General features: G+C 35.0%; 13 protein-coding genes. 6 read left to right on the top strand and 7 right to left on the bottom strand.

Going from position 1 to position 18170, the window contains the following annotated elements; genetic code table 11:
- Positions 1-10 precede the first annotated feature (10 nt).
- Positions 11-1318: an extracellular solute-binding protein gene (locus KF816_04325; protein ID MBX3007238.1), complete on the bottom strand. Its 1308-nt coding sequence runs from the start codon at positions 1316-1318 to the stop codon at positions 11-13.
- A 269-nt stretch (positions 1319-1587) separates the two neighbouring features.
- On the opposite strand from KF816_04325, the gene KF816_04320 reads away from it, so the two are divergent.
- The 5 genes from KF816_04320 to KF816_04300 all read left to right on the top strand — a co-directional run bounded on the left by KF816_04320 (position 1588) and on the right by KF816_04300 (position 5951).
- Positions 1588-2697, top strand: coding sequence for a cellulase family glycosylhydrolase (locus KF816_04320; protein MBX3007237.1), 1110 nt, complete (start codon positions 1588-1590; stop codon positions 2695-2697).
- An 87-nt stretch (positions 2698-2784) separates the two neighbouring features.
- A complete protein-coding gene (locus KF816_04315; GenBank protein MBX3007236.1) occupies positions 2785-3315 on the top strand; it encodes an RNA polymerase sigma factor in 531 nt (176 codons plus the stop codon).
- Positions 3316-3379: 64 nt separating this feature from the next.
- Positions 3380-4393, top strand: coding sequence for a FecR domain-containing protein (locus KF816_04310; protein MBX3007235.1), 1014 nt, complete (start codon positions 3380-3382; stop codon positions 4391-4393).
- 54 nt (positions 4394-4447) lie between these two features.
- A complete protein-coding gene (locus KF816_04305; GenBank protein ID MBX3007234.1) occupies positions 4448-5284 on the top strand; it encodes an energy transducer TonB in 837 nt (278 codons plus the stop codon).
- Positions 5285-5294: 10 nt separating this feature from the next.
- Positions 5295-5951 (top strand): TonB family protein, encoded by a 657-nt coding sequence (locus KF816_04300; protein MBX3007233.1) that lies wholly within the window; start codon positions 5295-5297, stop codon positions 5949-5951.
- 124 nt (positions 5952-6075) lie between these two features.
- Here the strand turns inward: KF816_04300 and KF816_04295 are convergent, their stop codons facing one another.
- The 4 genes from KF816_04295 to KF816_04280 form a co-directional block, all read right to left on the bottom strand.
- Positions 6076-8592, bottom strand: a complete 2517-nt coding sequence (locus KF816_04295; GenBank protein ID MBX3007232.1) for a T9SS type A sorting domain-containing protein — start codon at positions 8590-8592, stop codon at positions 6076-6078.
- A gap of 60 nt (positions 8593-8652) precedes the next feature.
- Positions 8653-11631 (bottom strand): TonB-dependent receptor, encoded by a 2979-nt coding sequence (locus KF816_04290; protein ID MBX3007231.1) that lies wholly within the window; start codon positions 11629-11631, stop codon positions 8653-8655.
- 630 nt (positions 11632-12261) lie between these two features.
- Complete coding sequence (locus KF816_04285) at positions 12262-13608, bottom strand: AGE family epimerase/isomerase (protein MBX3007230.1); 1347 nt, start codon at positions 13606-13608, stop codon at positions 12262-12264.
- Between the two features lie 2 nt (positions 13609-13610).
- A complete protein-coding gene (locus tag KF816_04280) occupies positions 13611-14438 on the bottom strand; it encodes an RraA family protein (protein ID MBX3007229.1) in 828 nt (275 codons plus the stop codon).
- A gap of 218 nt (positions 14439-14656) precedes the next feature.
- Between KF816_04280 and KF816_04275 the strand changes: the two genes are divergently transcribed.
- Positions 14657-15634, top strand: a complete 978-nt coding sequence (locus KF816_04275; GenBank protein MBX3007228.1) for a Gfo/Idh/MocA family oxidoreductase — start codon at positions 14657-14659, stop codon at positions 15632-15634.
- 28 nt (positions 15635-15662) lie between these two features.
- Here the strand turns inward: KF816_04275 and KF816_04270 are convergent, their stop codons facing one another.
- The gene (locus tag KF816_04270; GenBank protein ID MBX3007227.1) at positions 15663-16694 is read right to left on the bottom strand and encodes an alcohol dehydrogenase catalytic domain-containing protein; all 1032 of its coding nucleotides are present in this window, start codon (positions 16692-16694) and stop codon (positions 15663-15665) included.
- Entirely contained in the window at positions 16691-18166 is a 1476-nt protein-coding gene (locus KF816_04265) for an alpha-N-arabinofuranosidase (protein MBX3007226.1), read from the bottom strand. Before KF816_04265 ends, KF816_04270 begins: the two co-directional genes overlap by 4 nt.
- Positions 18167-18170 lie beyond the last annotated feature (4 nt).

Here is an 18170-nt window from a genome sequence, read left to right as displayed (position 1 = left end):
TTAATTCATTTTAAAAATTGGGACTCATTAATTGATCGAGCTGAATGTCGTCCGTGCATCTTTTCAATGCTACTTCTACACTCAATTCTTTACGCAAAGCTCTTGATAGATATGACGAAATTATTTTTGAATATCTAGTATAATCAACATGAAGAGGACGGTGAACTATATTAGGCATATATTTTTTCGCTTCCGCAAGATCGGGATATTTTTTAAGGTAAACAGAATCCTCAAAAAAAGTATTTACTACAGGCAGATAGCCGCTTTCTTTATAAAAGAGTTCTTGCGACTCATCTGAAAGAAGATACTTTAGAAAGTCAACAATATATTCTTTCTTATTAGAGAATTTGGAGATCATTACATGCCATCCACCTTGAACATAGGCGGCTTTTCCATTATCGTATCTGGGCAATGCTGTTTTTCTCAATTGTTTTTCTTTTGTCAAATCAACGGGAGAGTCTGTAAAATCTTTATCATAACTGGGCCAGCCCCTTAAAAAATATCCATCATTTTTAATAAAATATTGATATGATGGTACCTCAGTAAATTCCAAAACTTCTGCGGGAATAACATTGTGGGTATAAATTAAATCCACCATCATCTTAACTGCTTTTTTTGCTACCGGTGTGTTAAAGTTAAAACCATGCAATTCAAAATAACCAGGTTCAATACCGAGTAAAATTTCCACAAACGCGCAAATTAATCCTTCATAATCGGCAGCAGTAATTACGTAATAAGGAGATTGTGGATTGATAGTTTTTCTAAGTCTAATAAAATCTGACCAGGTAATTCCGTTGCTGAGTTTATTAATTATCTCAGTACCATTAGGGAGCGCCGAGACAAGATCATGCCGGTAATACATAATTCCGAAAACCATATCGAGCGGTACAGCAACAAGTTCACCTTCATTGTAACATGATTCTAATATTTCCGGGACAAAACGTTCTATTTCTTCCTGCGTAAAATATTTATCCAGCGGCTCGCACCATTTCGCGAACCGTTGCGCCCAAATAACATCTACGGCAAACAGATCAATACTATCCCCTCTTCCCCGCAATGATCTTGCTAATATTTCCTTTCTCTCGTTGGTGCTAAAATCAAAATTTGGGAAATCAATAGGAATTACTTTTACTTTACCTTCCATTTTTTTATTGTATGAGTCAATAATCACTTTATGAGCCGCAGTAACCCGGTCGGCAAAGTATATCTCCACAACTTCGGGTATAACTTCTTTTTGCCTTGAGAAGTAAAAAATTATATATACAATAATCAGAACCCCAAATAAAATTCCAACCCATCTTTGCTTAGTGTTTATCATATTTTAACTATTATGTGAATTAATAATTGTCTATCTCTGTGTCAAAAAATAAGAAAATTTTAAGCCGGATTTGTAAGAATTATTTGTCTTTCTCTTAATTTAGAAGTGCACCCAGAATTTAAATATCGCCTTTAATTATTGCATGAACAGATGATCAGCGACGATTCTCCCTCAATCATATTTTCATGAAATAGAGCATAAAAAAGCCTAAATTGAAAATGAATAAATTAAACAAGAAAATTAATTAACCACTCTATTCAAGGTATAAAATGAAAAGAAGAGACTTCATTAAAACGGGGGGATTAATTACTGCGGTAGGTCTTTCCGGGTTTTCATATGACAACCTTAAAAAAAAATCCTTCAAAAATGTTCGCAATAACAACTTCGCGAATTATAAAGGATTTAATTTAACAGAAAAAACCGGGGGCAATTTAAGAAAAAAGTTTAATGAACAAGATTTTGAGATAATGACGGAGCTGGGATTTAACTTCGCACGCATTCCAATGTCTTACTGGAATTGGTCAACAAAGGAGGATTGGTTTTCTATTGATGAAGAAGTTATTAAAGATATAGACGAAGTAATTGAATTTGGTAAGCAGTACAAGATTCATATCAATCTTAATTTTCATAGAATACCCGGTTATTGCATTAATGGAAGAAATTTGGAGCCATTTGATTTATTCGACGATACGCCGGATAATATGCAGAAAGCATTAAACGGGGCGGTTTACCATTGGAAGTATTTTGCGCGGCGCTATCAAGGAATCTCAAACGATATACTCACATTCGATTTAATAAATGAACCTCCGCCAATGAAAGATGAAACTCGTTATATCGAAATAATTAAAGCTCTCGTAGAAAATATTAGAGAGGAAGATCCCGAAAGATTGATTGTAGTTGATGGAAAAGATATTGGCAGAAATCCTGTTTTAGGAATTGCGGATATGGGATTAGTACAAAGTACCCGCGGCTACGATCCGATGAGTGTCAGTCATTTCACCGCAACATGGGTTCCGAAGCATGAATTTGAGACTTTTAATTTTCCTACCTGGCCATTAAAAGCAGATAATGGCAAATTGTGGGATAAAGAAGCATTGAGAGAAAAACTAATTAAATCGTGGCAACCGGTAGTTGAGCAGGGCATTCAAGTGCATGTTGGTGAATGGGGATGCTATAATAAAACACCTCATCATGTTGCGCTGCAATGGATGAGGGATTTATTATCACTTTGGAAAGAAGCTAATTGGGGATATTCTATGTGGAATTTAAAGGGTGATTTCGGAATTCTGAACAGCGGTCGCGCAGATGTTGCATATGAAGATTATAAAGGACATAAACTTGATAGACAGATGTTAGAATTATTACGGGAATTCCACTAGTAAAATTGAATAAGAGCGGTTGTTTTGTGTTTAATATGGAAGATAAAAACGTTAAGTTCAGATAAAGTTTATTAAGCACATAATTGAATGTTACAGATTAATGACAATTGTACCGATAGCGAATTAATTACCGCAATCTCCATTGATAACCGGGAGGCATACCGCATTTTATTCAAAAGATATTATAAACAATTGGTTCATTTTGCACTGCTTCATACAAATTCAATAGATATATCCCGCGATCTTGTTCAGGACGCGTTTTATAAAGTCTGGTTGGTTAGAACAAAATTGGATGCTGACAAATCCATAAAGGCATATCTATACAGAATTACTACCAATTCAATAATTAATTTTTATAGGAGCTGGAGTTTCAAAAATTTTTCAATTCATGAAACCCAATCAGATTATCTTCACGCAAAAGATGAACAGACAGAATTAAAGCTTGATATTAAAACAGCTATAAATAAACTCCCCGTTAAGCTAAAATCAGTAATTATCCTATCTAAATTTGAAGGATATAAGTACGACGAAATTGCCGGGATATGCCAAATCTCGGTTAAAGCGGTCGAAAAAAGAATATCTAAAGCTTTCTCCCTTCTAAAAAATTATTTGAAATAAATTTCCTCTTGCGGTAGGGTATTCCCCTTCTCACTTGTAATATATAATAGAAAATGAGAGAATAATGAACAATAACTACTTTGATATTTTGTGCTGCAAATACCTGAGCGAAAACATTTCGGATTCCGAAAAAGAGAATTTTGAGAAATTATTGGTGAAATCGGAAGAACTCCGCAAAAGATTTTACGAAAGTAAATTGGTATGGGAGTCACTTAATAAGCAGAATCCGAAACAAGATTTAAATTTAGATTTTGAATGGCAGAGGTTTACCGCCAATTATGAGCTTCATGCTCCGGTTAAAAATTACAATAGATTTATTGATAGAGTTACTTATTATTATAGCCACAAAGGGAGATTGATAAAACCAGCTTTAATTCTTGCCACATTAATTATTTTATTCTTCGCTACTCCTAATATTTTAAATGATAATTCAAACGAGGATAGTGTTGTTTCAAGCATACATGTAATTAACACCCAAACTAAAAATATTACTCTGCCCGATGGCTCTGAAGTAATACTTAATAGTGGAACAACATTAGAGTTTCCCAAATTATTTAATAGTAAAATAAGAGAAATATCACTTGATGGAGAAGCTTTCTTTAAAGTAAAAAAAGATACCAGACCGTTTATTATATCAACGTCAAATTCTAAAACTACAGTACTGGGTACAACTTTCAATGTTTGGGCACGTAAAAATAAAACCAGGGTTACGGTAATTGAGGGTAAAGTAAATGTTGGGCAAACTTTATCAAATGAATCGGTAATATTAGTTCAGAACCAGCAGACTGTTATAGAAAAATATTCCCCTCCTACAATGCCGCAAAATGTTGATGCCCTGAATCTATCTTCTTGGGTACATGGAAAACTTGTATTTAGCAGTACACCACTTCATGAGGTTGTTGATGAATTATACCGGCATTATGGTGTAAAAATAAGATTAGAGCAAGAACCTCTTAACTCACTAATCCTCACTGGTTCTTTTAATCAAAATAAAGTTAGTGATGTGGTCGAAATGATTTGTTTGACCTTTAATTTGAATTTTAAATTAAACGGAGATGAATTTATTATTAGTAACTGATAAGCGAATTGAATTTACTTAATATAAATTATCAACTAGCCTAGTGAGGTTAATATGAAACGCGCAAGTATAATAGCATTATTGATAATATTGACATGGGGATGTTCACGCATCGAATCTACAAGAGATCCTAACTACAGTCCTCCCAAGGTTAAAACACAACCGCGGCTAATGTATCCAAAGATTGCTCAAGAAAATTCCTACTCCGGAAAAACAAAATTAGTTATTTATGTTAACGACAAAGGAGTGGTTGACCGGGTTGTAACATTAAACAGCTCAGGGCACAAAATTCTTGACGAAGCGGCTCTTAATTATTGTAAACAGTTAACATTTAAGCCGGCAGAGTTAAACAACGAGCCGGTGAAATCAAGAGTTGAGTGGGAAGTAAAATTCAATATCTCTCAGCAAAATTTGGATCCACTCGGTTACTTGCAAAACATACAGAGTCTCTACAATAAACTATCAAGCAACAATAGCATTGATCGTCAAGATATTTTGAATCAGATTTTAGCAGAGCACAAGGAATTTATTCAGAATATGGGGGATGTAGTTAATTTTAATACTGTAGTAGGAAAAGTGATCTCTTCCGATTTAGCATCTCAATGGAAAAGTGATTGGGATTCATGGCCGGTCTCATTTTTATTGTATCATGATTTTATGAAACGTTACCCCGATTTTGACAGTATGGATATTGTAAAAGATTTATTTATAAAATCGCTTAAATTCGATTTGGCTTACATAGTTAATACTCCCTCAAATCAACTTTCTAAAAAATGGGAGAAGGATAGAATCCTCAATAAAATTAAGGCTTTTGTTACCATCAATTATCCGGAGATAAATATTAATGAATTACCGACGAGTAATTTAATTTCGACTAAAAGCGCAATATAGAATTACTTCGATGTTAAGAAGAATAATACATATTAACACCTTGTACTTTTGTTTTTCCATTACATTATTCTGCCAAACAAATTTAAAAAGCTTTAACGGAGAGGTAAGATTTGAAAAAACACCTCTCCGTGAAGCTTTAGAAGAGATAAGTAAGCTAAGCGGTATTCAAATAATTTTTGATGATAATCTCACAAAAGATAAAACTACAGAATCGGTAGTAAGTCCTTCCAGAATCCAACAGGCATTAAAAACTATACTTACTCCCCACTCATTAGATTTTAAAGAATTTAACAATTCTCAATTTGTTATTTATAAAAAGGATATTACTGCCCGGAAGTACCGATCGGCAATGAAAGAGAGAGGATATCATTCTGCAGATAGTAATTTTGCATTAGATAAACCAATTCTGCTTTCTAAAATTGATCCTATATATCCTAAGTATGCAATTGATAAAAAAATTGAGGGACAAGTAGTACTAAAAATGCTTGTCAATCGTGAAGGTACTGTACAGAAAAGTAAGATTGATTCATCATCAGGATATTCGATACTAGATTCTGCCGCTATTAATTATGCTCATCAATTAAAATTTTTACCCGCTCAATATAAAAACAAACCCAAAACTGTTTGGGTTGTTATGGTATTTAAATATTTTTTTCTTCCAAACTGATTTAGTTTTAATCTCCAAACTCTAATAAAATTTTCTTGTATAATCTGAACTATTTGCACTCATTGAATAAAAAAAAGGCAGAAGCATATTCTGCCTCTGCCTTTTAGTAATTCTAAAGATGAAATTACTTCAACAGCATCATCTTCTTTGTTTGAACAAAATCACCAGCAATAATTCTATAGATATAAACACCGCTTGCAAGTTTAGATGCATTGAATGTAATATCATATTTACCGGCGTTTTGTTTAGCGTCCATCAATGTCATTACTTCTCTTCCAAGTACGTCATAAATCTTCAATGATACTTGAGATTCTTTTGGAATAGAATATTTAATTGTAGTTGTTGGGTTGAAAGGATTAGGATAATTCTGATCTAATGCATATCCGGCAGGAATTTCTTCACCCTCAACACTTGTAACAACAGTTTCGAGTAATAGTGTTGCATAATCTACATTAATACCGGAAGCAACTAATTGAATTGAAGCTTTACCAGCAGGTAATTGGAAACTAGGTGATAATTTTGTTAATCCAGTTGAATCTGCTTTTCCTTCAAAATCAAGTGATGCAACAGCAGTAGTACCATTTACCTTAATTGAACCATTCTGTTTAGAACCGCCATTTTGGTAACCATATTGAATTCTGTAAGTACCTTGTTTCGCAACATCAAAATCAAGTGTCAAAGTACCATTGGTTCCCATCGCAACACTCTTGAGAGCACTTGGAGTCCATTTTGCTCCTTCAACAATAATTTTAACAAGATCACTGCTAGTTAAATCCGGAATTCTTAATTCCTTCACAACAGCACCGCCAAGTTTTAGATCAAACCCGGCAAAATTCTGCCATCCCCATGATGCCTCAACTCTAATTTTATTTTTACCAGCTGGAAGAGTTAATGCGCCAGCTTCAAGGATTTGTGATTGTTTAATCAAAGTCCAGGTCCAAGCGTCCTTAGGCATACTTTCCCATATGTTACCGCTGCCACCCCAAATATATTCTCCCCAACCCATAGGATCGTGGATGCTAACACCATTAACAATTATTCTTTGACCTCTTTGACCATTATTACGCATATGAGTCCAAACGTTCAACTCATATTCACCAGCTGTAGCTAAATTAAATTCCCATTCAAAGAATCCACCGCCATCCATTTGAACATATGAAAAACCGGAAACTGCTTTTACGGCTGCGCCAGCACCAACTACTCCAGTTTCAGCTTCTTTTGTTTCAACTATTGTATATTCAACTTTTGATCCAGCCATATCTTCAATCTTCTTGATATTGGCTGCTCTTGATGCTAGGTAATCCTGTTTCTTTGCTGGGAACCAGTTAAGATCGCCCAAAGGAAGACCGTCAGACCCGGCAGTTAATAATGAAGCATCTGTGTAAGAAAAATCTTCTGGTAGAGGCCAGCTAGGTAAGAGTGGATCTACTGGTGGTTGCCAGAAGTATGGAGTAGCAGGAGTGATGCCTCTGCGTAAATCATTAATATTTGCAATCATTTTATCAATAATATCGGATGTATAGGTTTTTATTGCTGGTTGAGCGGTTAACCATGTTGTATCTTTTATAACCATGGCGCTGTACTTATCAATAAAGTCTTCGCGAGCAACTTGATTAATAAAATATTGAGCGCGGATTGTGTCTCCATAATATGTTTTGAATTTTGGATCACGATAAGCGGCAGCGTTTGTGAACACAACACGTCTTCCCTCTTCTGGACCATATTTGGAAGGAAGTGTACCAATACTAAAGAATCCAGAAGTTTTAGCTCTCGGGTCACGAGATGGATTTCTTACTAAATCATAATCAGCGAATCCTTCGCCGTGGAAGAAAATATTAATCAATAAATTATTTGCGAAGTAAGCTTCTCTCCACCAAGCACCTGTATTAATTGTACGGCCAACGTTTACTAATGTATTATGATTAAACAATACATAACTTGCAGCTCCGCCTTCAATTTGTAGTGCAGTCATTCCCAGATTAAAAAATGTATTATTTTCGATTATAACAGAATCTTGATCTGCCCACATGGAAATTGCTCGGCCTTCCCATTGTTGTGTGCTTGGCTGGCCAATTAAATTTCTGAATTTACAGTTAGTAATTACAAAATCGTTATTCTTTCCGGTTACTGCAATCATTGCAAAGTTAGAACGTTCAAAAACGCATCCATCAAAATGAAAACGTGAATCGCTCGCATCAATTTGGAATGGTTGATAATAAGTTTGAACACCATTATTATCAGCGCCAACAATGTATAAATTTTTGAGAGTTATATGGCTTTTACCTGTAATCAAACGGCCATTTACAGAACCATCGGCTCTGGTAACCATTTGTAAAACTGCAGGATTTTCAACATCAGCCTTGCCCGGATTTTCACCAACAATTCTTAAATGGAAACCATCATTTTCAATGGTTTCTGTCATCCAGTAGAAGCCCCCTTTTTCAAGCTTATAAACGCGACCTGCTGGTCTATTTGCGTCATTTACAATAGCATCTCTTAACGCATCTGCTTTTACAGTACCATCAGGATTTTGCCACTTAACCAGTAACGTATCACTAGCTTGAGCTAATGACTGACTGGCTGGCCACACCATCAATACTGTAAATAGAGCCAACAGCATCAGTTTGTAATTAAACCTCATATGAATCCTCCTATTATTTGTTTGTTGTTTAGTAAGTGCTGATTTACTCACTAGTTTAATTTATAATTTAACACGTACTCCTAGATCCATTGTGAATCCATAGTACTCAATATATGTCGGGTTTGTTAATGCTGAACCTCTAAAATTCTTATCGGGTCGAGCATTTAGATTATTAAGATTAGCAAAAATTTGAATTCCGTAATCTAGTTTTTGTTGGAATGTTAAATCCCAACGAGCATAAGTTCCGGAAAATTGATCTAGTATCGGTTCACGATCGATATAGGTTGTTCTGTCTGTTTGATATAAGTATGAAACACGTGCTGAAAAATCTTTGTAGTCATATCCTAATGTTAAATTAAGAATATGAGTAGGTTGGTCAGGCATACGAGCAGTTCTAGAACTATCAATCAATAGATTTTCTCTGCGAGGAGGACGTGAGCCTGGAATTATGTTGCCCTGTTTATTATAAAACAATCTTTTTTCAATTTCAGATTTGATATTAGTATAGTTGATATTAAAAACAACTCCATTTAACGGCTCAGGCAGATACCAGAAGCTAGTTTGCCAATCCAATTCAAATCCTTTATATGTAGCTGTGCCAGGATTGTTATAATAAGCATCAACTTGCGGTGCGGCATTTTTTAACCAATTCTCAGGAATGTTTAACCCTTCAAATACTGGAATGCCTGATTGCTGAATATAACTCGACTGAAAAATTAAGTCTTGAATTTTCTTTTGAAATCCTGAAATAGTAAATAAACCAATATGGTTTTCGAATAAAGAAATTGCCGCATCAAGGTTAATCGATTTAGATGGCTTCAATGTAGAATTAGCCGCGCGAATATAATTTTGATATGAATTAATTCTTGTAATTGGCGCATACTGAACAAAATCGGGGCGGGTTAATGTCTCCGTTCTTGCAAGTCTAATCTTCATCCATTCAAGAGGGTTTGAGATAATGTGAAACATCGGTAAAAAATATTCATTATTTCTTTCAGTTTCTAAGTAAGTTAAATCGGCAGGTGGACCTTGCACATTATTTAAAGTAACTTCTCTGAATCGTTGTCCGTGATAAATAGATTTATCTTTTTCCCACCTAAAACCGGGAATCACAGTTAAATATTTTGTAAAATTAATCTCTGCCATTAAATATGCGGCTTGATATCTTTCAATACCATCATAATCATTTCCTAAAGAACCAATTGAATAATTTCTATTTTGACCGGTGGCGAAAAGAGCATCCATCAACTGATTCATTTTTTCTTGATCTAACGCAAATCCAAGAGGGTATTCGTTATTCAGGAAATTATCGCGTGTGTAATTGGAAAGTACACGACTCACTGGAAATACACCAGCTTTTCTGACGAGTAATGAATCATCTTTCCAATTCCATTCATCAGGATTATTTTGGGATAACCATTTAAGCATAGATGCTAACTGTGCATTTACTCCGCCGCTACTTCCATACTCTAAACCATTTCTTCCATCCTGCTCCTGATCATAATAACGATTCAGCCATCGAAGTTTTCCACCGGTCTTTATATGACCATTAATCTGATCATCTAATCTGAAAGGTAGTTGAACGTTCAATTGAAGAGTTGATTCATTTTCAGTAAGCTTTGTTTTATAAACATATATTTCAGCTAAACCTGTTGATAATGTATCGATAGTTTCAATTGTTGGAATAAATGTTGGTGGTGTTTCGGGAGTAATTGAGACAGCTTTATAAGAAGCATTTTCTTGTTTAAACTGCCATTGTCTGTTGTTTGGGCTATTATTTCGAGAAGCCGTTCTGGAAACACCGATATCAAATTTTATCCAGTTATAATCCTGCTCTAATCCAAAAGAACCGGTAAACATTGAAGTTGTACCGCCACCATCTTCCAAGAAATAATAATGCCTGTTTGCTACTAAATCACCTTGATTTACTCGAATCAAATAATCGGATTTAAGTCTATTAAAAAATGAGTTGAGAGTTACCTTACCGAAAGGAATTCTATAGTCAATGTAAGCACTGGCTCCTGTTCTAGCTCTATCAACTTTTTCTTCTCGAAGGTTAATTCCAGAAACTAAAATTTCGGTCTCTTTAGTTGTAACATTTGTAGATTGACGCCAATTTCCGGAAAATTTATCAGCACTTCTATCATAATCATCAACATTAATACTAGCAATAACTCCCAAATCACCATCAAAAAATCTGTTGCTGAAACTTCCCATAAAGTTATAATTACCATAGTGATTCTGAAGTTTATTGTATCCCCCCTGAAGTGAAAAGTTAAGAGCCATTTTTTCTGGAGCTTCTTTTAGTTTCAGATCTACTGTTCCACCGAGAGCATCGGCATCCATATCGGGAGTATTTGCTTTTTTAAGAGTAATACCATCTAGCATTGAGGAGGAGATTAGTGAGAGGTCAACACTTCTATCATCGCCACCGGTGGCTGGTAAACGCACACCATTAACAGTGATTGCATTATATTTTGGCGATAATCCGCGGATAGCAACTTTTGTAGCTTCACCTCCGTAACGTTGAATTGAAACACCGGGCAATCTTCCAATAGATTCAGCAGCATTCACATCTGGAAGTTCTTCGATTCTAGCCTTTGATACAATATTCGCGATTGTATTGGAAGTTAACTGCTGATTGATAGCAGAAAGCTGCCCTTCTGCCTGGGCTGTAATAACAACTGTTTCACCAGATAATGTTTTAGCTTCTAATGTTACATCGAGTTCAAGTGTTTTTCCAGCCTGTACATTTACATCAAGAGTAACTGTATTATAACCGATGTATGAAATCGTAAGGTTGTACTTTCCCTCAGGTACACTTCTAATAAAATACTTGCCATCAAAATCGGAAGCCGAACCTAAACTTGTACCCTGAAGCCAAACATTCGCTCCAAAAACCGGTTCACCTGCTTGCTTATCAAATATGCGTCCTCTAATACTTCCGGTTTGAGCATCAATGGATTGGAAAAAAACGAATAAAAGCATTATTGAAATGATAATTGTGCTCTTATTGTTAGAGATTGTAGATTTTAACATATTCCCTTCTCCCAGGAATTACTGAATTTGTTAGTTAGCTTAATTTCTGATTGCCCACTTTCTGAATTATTTTTGTATGAATTTCTGATTCTATAATGCTAATACTCTAATTCGAACTATCAATTTTTCAAAAATGATGCCACCTACTAACCCATTATTTCACCCGAAAACCAATTTTTTTTGAGTTCTAATAATGGCTCAATTATTATTTTAATAAACATTTATGTTAATAATAAAACCTTCTTTTGCCTCTATAAATCTCTCTGCTTTCACAAGTAATTATCTAAACCATTAGAGTTTTGTATTTACAGCTTAATTTTCACATTTAATCGTTTATAAAAAAAAATCCAAGATGAAAACAATTCTAAATTGGGTGTGTAGATAATATGTTGAGAATTAGTTCGTGGGGTACGCAACTCATTTTTAATAAACATAAAAAATCTTTCGATATTTTTTTGTTGCCAACTTTTACTTGAGTAAAAGCTTCGAAAATAATGGGGCGTAATTAAAACTAAACTTAATTTATCTTTTACACTCTCTGCTCTAAACAATTTGTCGAAAAAAAATAAAAGTACCAAGTGAAAAATTGGGTACAATTTATATCTAGATATCTGTTATGTGTGCTGGATTTTATTTCTCCAAATAACGGATACAATTAATTAGTGCCCTTGATGAGTGATAGTTTACCTTCCAGATAGTACCTTTTGCACCCTTAATATTTTCATCTTCAACATCAATTCCTCCCCAAAACGATCCCCTGTGCTCGTGATCAATAATATAGCTTTTAATGTAATCCCACTGCTTTACAAAAAGATCATAATAATGTTCTGATTTTTGGGAATTGAGTTGCGACATCATCAGAAAAGAATTTAGCCCCTCATACTGTGCCCACCATTCCTTCGATTTTTTAATTATTTCCGGTTCTGTTTTATTCATAAAATAATAACCCCGGTCAAAAATGCCCCCCCTCTTCTTATCAAACCCATATTTAATTGAATGATCTACAAGTTGATTCGCGATCCGAAGAGTTGAAGTATCATTTTTGATTCCTAATATATGGGAGGTTTCCAGCATTAGATATGCAATTTCAACATCATGCCCAAATGAAACATGATCAAGATCAAACTGGTAGGGTTTTATATCCCTGCCTAAATCTTTGAAAGAAATATGATTCATCTGCCGATTAAAGAATAAATTCATGTAGCCGGTTTTATTTACAACAACATCTCTGATTAAATAAAGAAGTGAGGTAAGTCTCTGCTTTAATAATTCATCATGCCATACTTTATAAAGTTCAGTAAAGGCCTCCAGAATATGAATCATTGAATTCTGGTCCTTTGGTGGTGTTCCTTGAAATCCATCTTTAAAAGGTTTTCCAACTTCAGATATAAATTGAAAATACCCACCAAATTCGGGATCATAACTGTATTGTTCGAACCATTCAAATGTTTTTACAGCAAGATTTAATGCTGAAGTATCGTGTGAAACTCGATAATAAGCCGCTAGTCCATATAGCGCAAAAGCGTTCCCGTAAGCTTTTTTAACTACTTGCCCATCAGTCTTTATTACATTGCCCTCTCTATCAACCAGATCATAAAAACCGGAGTATTTTTTATCCCACATTACATCCCTTAAAAATTCAAAACCGTGTTGGGCATATTCCAAATATTTTTTATCATTATAATATTCATACGCATTTGATAGGGACCAGATATGCCTTGCCTGCTGCACAATCATCTTATTTTGTCTGCCGCTCAATTCCCATTTATAATTAACATCGCTGAAATATCCTCCATATTCATTATCAATCACTAATGGATACCACAAATTAATATCGTCGTATAAAATAGTTTTTAACTCTGTAAGAATTGAATCCCTATCCTCAAGTAAGATTTTCGTGTGATTTTTATTTTCCGTTCTATTAGATGAAGAGACTGAAAACAAAATTAGTAGTACTAAAAAAGTTATTTTTTTCATGGCTATTTCACAGTTTTATCTAATGGTCGTTCTAACTGCTCATAAAGATTTTTTCTTCCAGCTTTATCTTTATTCAAAATTTGGCGGGCAAACTCCGCAACCTGGGGCGCAACATTTCTTGGGACAACAATAACACCATCGCCATCGGCTACTACAACATCACCGGGGCAAACTAAAACACCTCCAATTGTTACCGGTCTGTTAACCGATTCAATTTCATTTCTGCCAGGGCGTATTCCTCTCCCCTTTTTTCTTAAATATAATGGGATTTTTTGAAGCGCAATTTCATCTGTATCTCGTGATGAAGCATCTGTTACAACTCCAACTGCTCCTCTTTTAAACCAATCTAAAATATTATATGACCCGATAGAACCAATATCTTTATCTTCCACATCATCGATTATTACCGCAGTACCAGGTTTTATTAATTCAGCAAAAGCCTCATGAGAATAAGCATTATAGAAATTACCTTCCCACTCTTGAAACTTTTGACCGGGGGCAGGCCTATCCGGTTTTTGTGTTGGAACATAACGCACTGTGATCGCGATTCCTCTAAATTGATGACTCATCTCTTTAGTGTCCACCCAATCTGGATAAATATCAGTACTTACTAAACCGGTATTAGCTAAACCAACCATATCCATACCATCGGATACATCCGCGACCCGCAAACCCTCATAAAGCTTAAGCAGATCTGAATCTTCCTGTTCTGAATAAATCTTTGTAGTTATATAGTTATAGCCTTTTTGCAACTCCACTTTTGATACTTGGGCCGATACATAATTTCCTAAGAGAATAAAAGTCACAATAATCATTAAATAGTTTTTCATTTCATTCTCCAAATTTTTTCAAAATTACATTATAGAATAAATCAACATTCTCAACTTTCTTGCCAAGAAAACGAATAATATATCGCACAAATTATAAATAACTGCAAAACCGAATTTATCATATCAATAAAAACTTATTGTGATAATAAAGTCAGGAGCAAAATAGCAATTGGATTTGTATTTTATGATAAATTAAAATCATAATAATGTGAGCTAAGATGGATCAAGTTAATTGGGGAATTATTGGATGCGGGGATGTTACAGAAATTAAGAGTGGTCCGGCTTTTAATAAAGTGAACGGATCAAAACTGATTGCTGTGATGAGAAGGAATAAAACTCTTGCGCAGGATTATGCCAACCGTCATAATGTGCCCAAATGGTATGCTGATGCCAATGAATTAATTAATGATCCAGAGATAAATGCTATTTATATAGCAACTCCACCAGCTAATCATAAGGAATATACTATAATGGCTGCTGAGGCAGGTAAACCGGTTTATGTTGAAAAACCAATGGCTCTGAATGTTAATGAATGCGAGGAAATGATTTCAATCTGTAAAACTAGAGGAGTGAAACTTTTTGTTGCCTACTACAGGCGAGCACTCGATCGATTCTTAAAAATAAAGGAATTGATAGAAACCAATGTGATAGGAAATGTTCGGCTAGTAAGTATAAAATTTTATGATACTCTAAAAGAAAGTCCTAATAATCTACCTTGGCGTGTTGATCCAAAAATTGCGGGAGGCGGTCATTTTATTGATTTGGCTTCTCACATGCTCGACTTTCTAGATTTTCTTTTTGGTCCCATCACCACTGTAAAAGGAATTGCATCAAATCAGGCGGGATTATATGAGGCAGAGGATATTGTTTCGGGTACATTTAAATTTGAAAATGGCATTCATTGTTGCGGCAACTGGTGTTTTTCTGCTTTCGAAAGAGTTGACCGCACTGAAATAATTGGCGATAAAGGGAAAATAGTTTATTCAACTTTTGACGCTGAGCCAATAAAGTTAATTACAAAAAATGATATTCATGAATTTAAAATTGATTATCCTAAAAATATTCAACACTCATTAATCAAAATGGTAGTTGATGATATTCTTGGAATTGGACACTGCCCGAGTACTGGAGATACAGCTATTCGTACAACTTATGTAATGGAAGAAATGATAAGGAATTATTATAGCACAAAATAGATTTTTGAAGCTGGTTGACATATCAGAGTTAGATTTCAATAATAGCTTTAACAACGCCATCAACATAGTTTTCAACTATATCAAACGCGGTTTTAGTTTTCTCTAAAGTAAAATTGTGAGTAATCATAAAATCGATACTAAAGTTTTTATCGGCAATCATCTTTAAGGATTCTTCAACTTTTTCATTCTGCCGCCTCACATTTTGAATATTGATCTCTTTCCTCCTCAAAAGATGAGGATTAAAGCTTATCATTTCCATTTCTGGAATTCCTACTAAAATTAGTTTACCCCCCGGTTTCAATATTTGAATTGCTTGATCGAGAGCTTCCTGTTTACCGCAACAATCAAAAACCGCATCTATTCCTTCAGGTTCTAACTCCAGTATAGTTTTAAGCGTGCCTGGTAAATTTGGATTGCCCGAATATACTGCGCCTATTTCGCAAGCAAGACCGTTCCTGTAATCGAGTAAGTCAGTGGAATAGATTTTACTAATACCTTTATATTTTGCCGCCGCGATGACCGAAAGCCCAATGGGTCCGGTGCCAAGAACCGCAATGGTTTTATCAGTTCCCGAAATAAAATTTAAGGCATGCAGAGCTACAGAAAGTGGTTCTGAAAGTACTGCTTGATGATAAGTTATTGAATCGGGAATTTTATAACAGCACTTTTCTGGCAGAACCATGTATTCGGCAAGCGCGCCGGCAAATTGTCCGGGACAGCCTAAAAATCTTTGATTTAAACAAGTATGATATCTTCCCGATAAACATTGTGAACATTTTCCGCAATAAATCAATGGGTCTATTGCAACTCTATCTCCGGGTTTTACATTCACAACATTTGTATTAATCTCCTCAACTATTCCCGCGCATTCGTGTCCAATCCTGAAAGGATATTTGATAATCTGATCACCAATTTTCCCCTGTGTGTAATAATGAATATCGGAGCCACAGACTCCAACAGATTTAATTCTAATCAGCACATCATCCGGATTTATAATTTCGGGCTTTTTTTCTTCAACTATTTCAAGCTGATGATGGTCTGTTAAATAAATACTTTTCATTTATTTTTAATTTCCAATAAAACAACCGACTTTGAAGGAATTGAGGCAGTTATTTTATTATCAGTTAGTTTAAAATCAGAAAAACTTTTTATTTGAACTTCATTCGATTTTTCAAAAGTGTTAAATGAATTTATTGCGGAGGCGGTTATAAATTTTCCTTTAATTGAAGCTGCCTGCGATCCTCTAATCTCACAATTCAGATTTACGGCCTTATCCGGGTTTAAATTCACAATTGTAATATTAATATTTCCATCTGCACTTCTTGAAGAAGAAACACTTAATTCAGAAATTTTATTGTTCCCCATTTCATAATCACCGCACTTCAAGTCAACTGGAAGAAGTGTAGAACTATGGTGTACTTTAAACATATCATAAACATGATAAGTTGGTGTGAGTAGCATTTTGGAACCGTCGGTTAAAATAAGTGCCTGCAGAACATTCACCAATTGAGCAATGTTTGCCATCTGAACTCTATCGGCATTATTATTAAAAGTATTTAGATTAATCGCACAAGTTATGGCATCTCTCAAAGTACTTTGCTGAAATAAAAATCCAGGATTTGTACCCGGCTCAACATTAAACCAATTGCCCCATTCATCAACCATTAGCCCAACTTTTTTCTGTGGATCGTACCTATCCATAATCGAACTATAATTTTTAATCAAGGTTTCCATTTCTAATGCTTTTTGTAGCGTAACAAAATATTCTTGCTCATCAAAAACGGTGGCTGATCCTTTATCTGTCCAGTTACGAGGTACTGTGTAATAATGAAGCGATAATCCTTGCATTAATGAAGGACTAATATTCTTCATCAAGGTTTCAATCCAATTATAATCATCAGGTAATCCTCCGCCGGCAATTTTAAATAATTTATTATTTCCATAATCGCGGCTATATGTTGCGTAGCGTTTAAATTGATTGGCATAAAATTCTGCGGTCATATTTCCGCCGCAGCCCCAGTTTTCATTACCAACTCCCCAATATTTAATTTTCCATGGTTTCTCTCTTCCATTTTTTTTGCGAAGATTTGCCATTGGACTTTCCCCATCAAACGTTAAGTACTCTACCCATTTCGACATTTCCTCGACAGTGCCGCTTCCGACATTACCGCTGATATAAGGTTCGGCTCCAATCAATTCACAGAAATCGAGAAATTCATGTGTACCAAAACTATTATCCTCAACTACGCCTCCCCAATGGGTATTAATCATTTTCGGTCTTTGATCTCTCGGACCAATTCCGTCCATCCAATGATATTCATCAGCGAAACAACCACCGGGCCATCTTAATAATGGAATATTAATTTTCCTCAAAGCATCAATCACATCATTTCTCATTCCTCTGGTATTTGGAATCGTAGAATTTTCTCCGACCCAAATTCCTTCGTAGATACACTTACCGAGATGTTCGGAAAAATGACCGTAAATATTTTTGTTGATAGTATGCTTGCCTAAATCGGCATTTATAATCAGCGTA

The sequence above is a fragment of the Melioribacteraceae bacterium genome (assembly GCA_019638015.1).
In the GTDB taxonomy this organism is placed as follows: Bacteria; Bacteroidota; Ignavibacteria; order Ignavibacteriales; family Melioribacteraceae; genus JAHBUP01.
Note: the sequence above shows the minus strand (reverse complement) of the source record. Positions and strands in the feature narration are given on the sequence as shown.

What these genes read in the sequence shown, in the direction of transcription:
- KF816_04325 (MBX3007238.1), bottom strand. Translation starts at nt 1,318, where the DNA reads ATGATAAACACTAAGCAAAGATGGGTTGGAATTTTATTTGGGGTTCTG.
- KF816_04320 (MBX3007237.1), top strand. Translation starts at nt 1,588, where the DNA reads ATGAAAAGAAGAGACTTCATTAAAACGGGGGGATTAATTACTGCGGTA.
- KF816_04315 (MBX3007236.1), top strand. Translation starts at nt 2,785, where the DNA reads ATGTTACAGATTAATGACAATTGTACCGATAGCGAATTAATTACCGCA.
- KF816_04310 (MBX3007235.1), top strand. Translation starts at nt 3,380, where the DNA reads ATGAACAATAACTACTTTGATATTTTGTGCTGCAAATACCTGAGCGAA.
- KF816_04305 (MBX3007234.1), top strand. Translation starts at nt 4,448, where the DNA reads ATGAAACGCGCAAGTATAATAGCATTATTGATAATATTGACATGGGGA.
- KF816_04300 (MBX3007233.1), top strand. Translation starts at nt 5,295, where the DNA reads ATGTTAAGAAGAATAATACATATTAACACCTTGTACTTTTGTTTTTCC.
- KF816_04295 (MBX3007232.1), bottom strand. Translation starts at nt 8,592, where the DNA reads ATGAGGTTTAATTACAAACTGATGCTGTTGGCTCTATTTACAGTATTG.
- KF816_04290 (MBX3007231.1), bottom strand. Translation starts at nt 11,631, where the DNA reads ATGTTAAAATCTACAATCTCTAACAATAAGAGCACAATTATCATTTCA.
- KF816_04285 (MBX3007230.1), bottom strand. Translation starts at nt 13,608, where the DNA reads ATGAAAAAAATAACTTTTTTAGTACTACTAATTTTGTTTTCAGTCTCT.
- KF816_04280 (MBX3007229.1), bottom strand. Translation starts at nt 14,438, where the DNA reads ATGAAAAACTATTTAATGATTATTGTGACTTTTATTCTCTTAGGAAAT.
- KF816_04275 (MBX3007228.1), top strand. Translation starts at nt 14,657, where the DNA reads ATGGATCAAGTTAATTGGGGAATTATTGGATGCGGGGATGTTACAGAA.
- KF816_04270 (MBX3007227.1), bottom strand. Translation starts at nt 16,694, where the DNA reads ATGAAAAGTATTTATTTAACAGACCATCATCAGCTTGAAATAGTTGAA.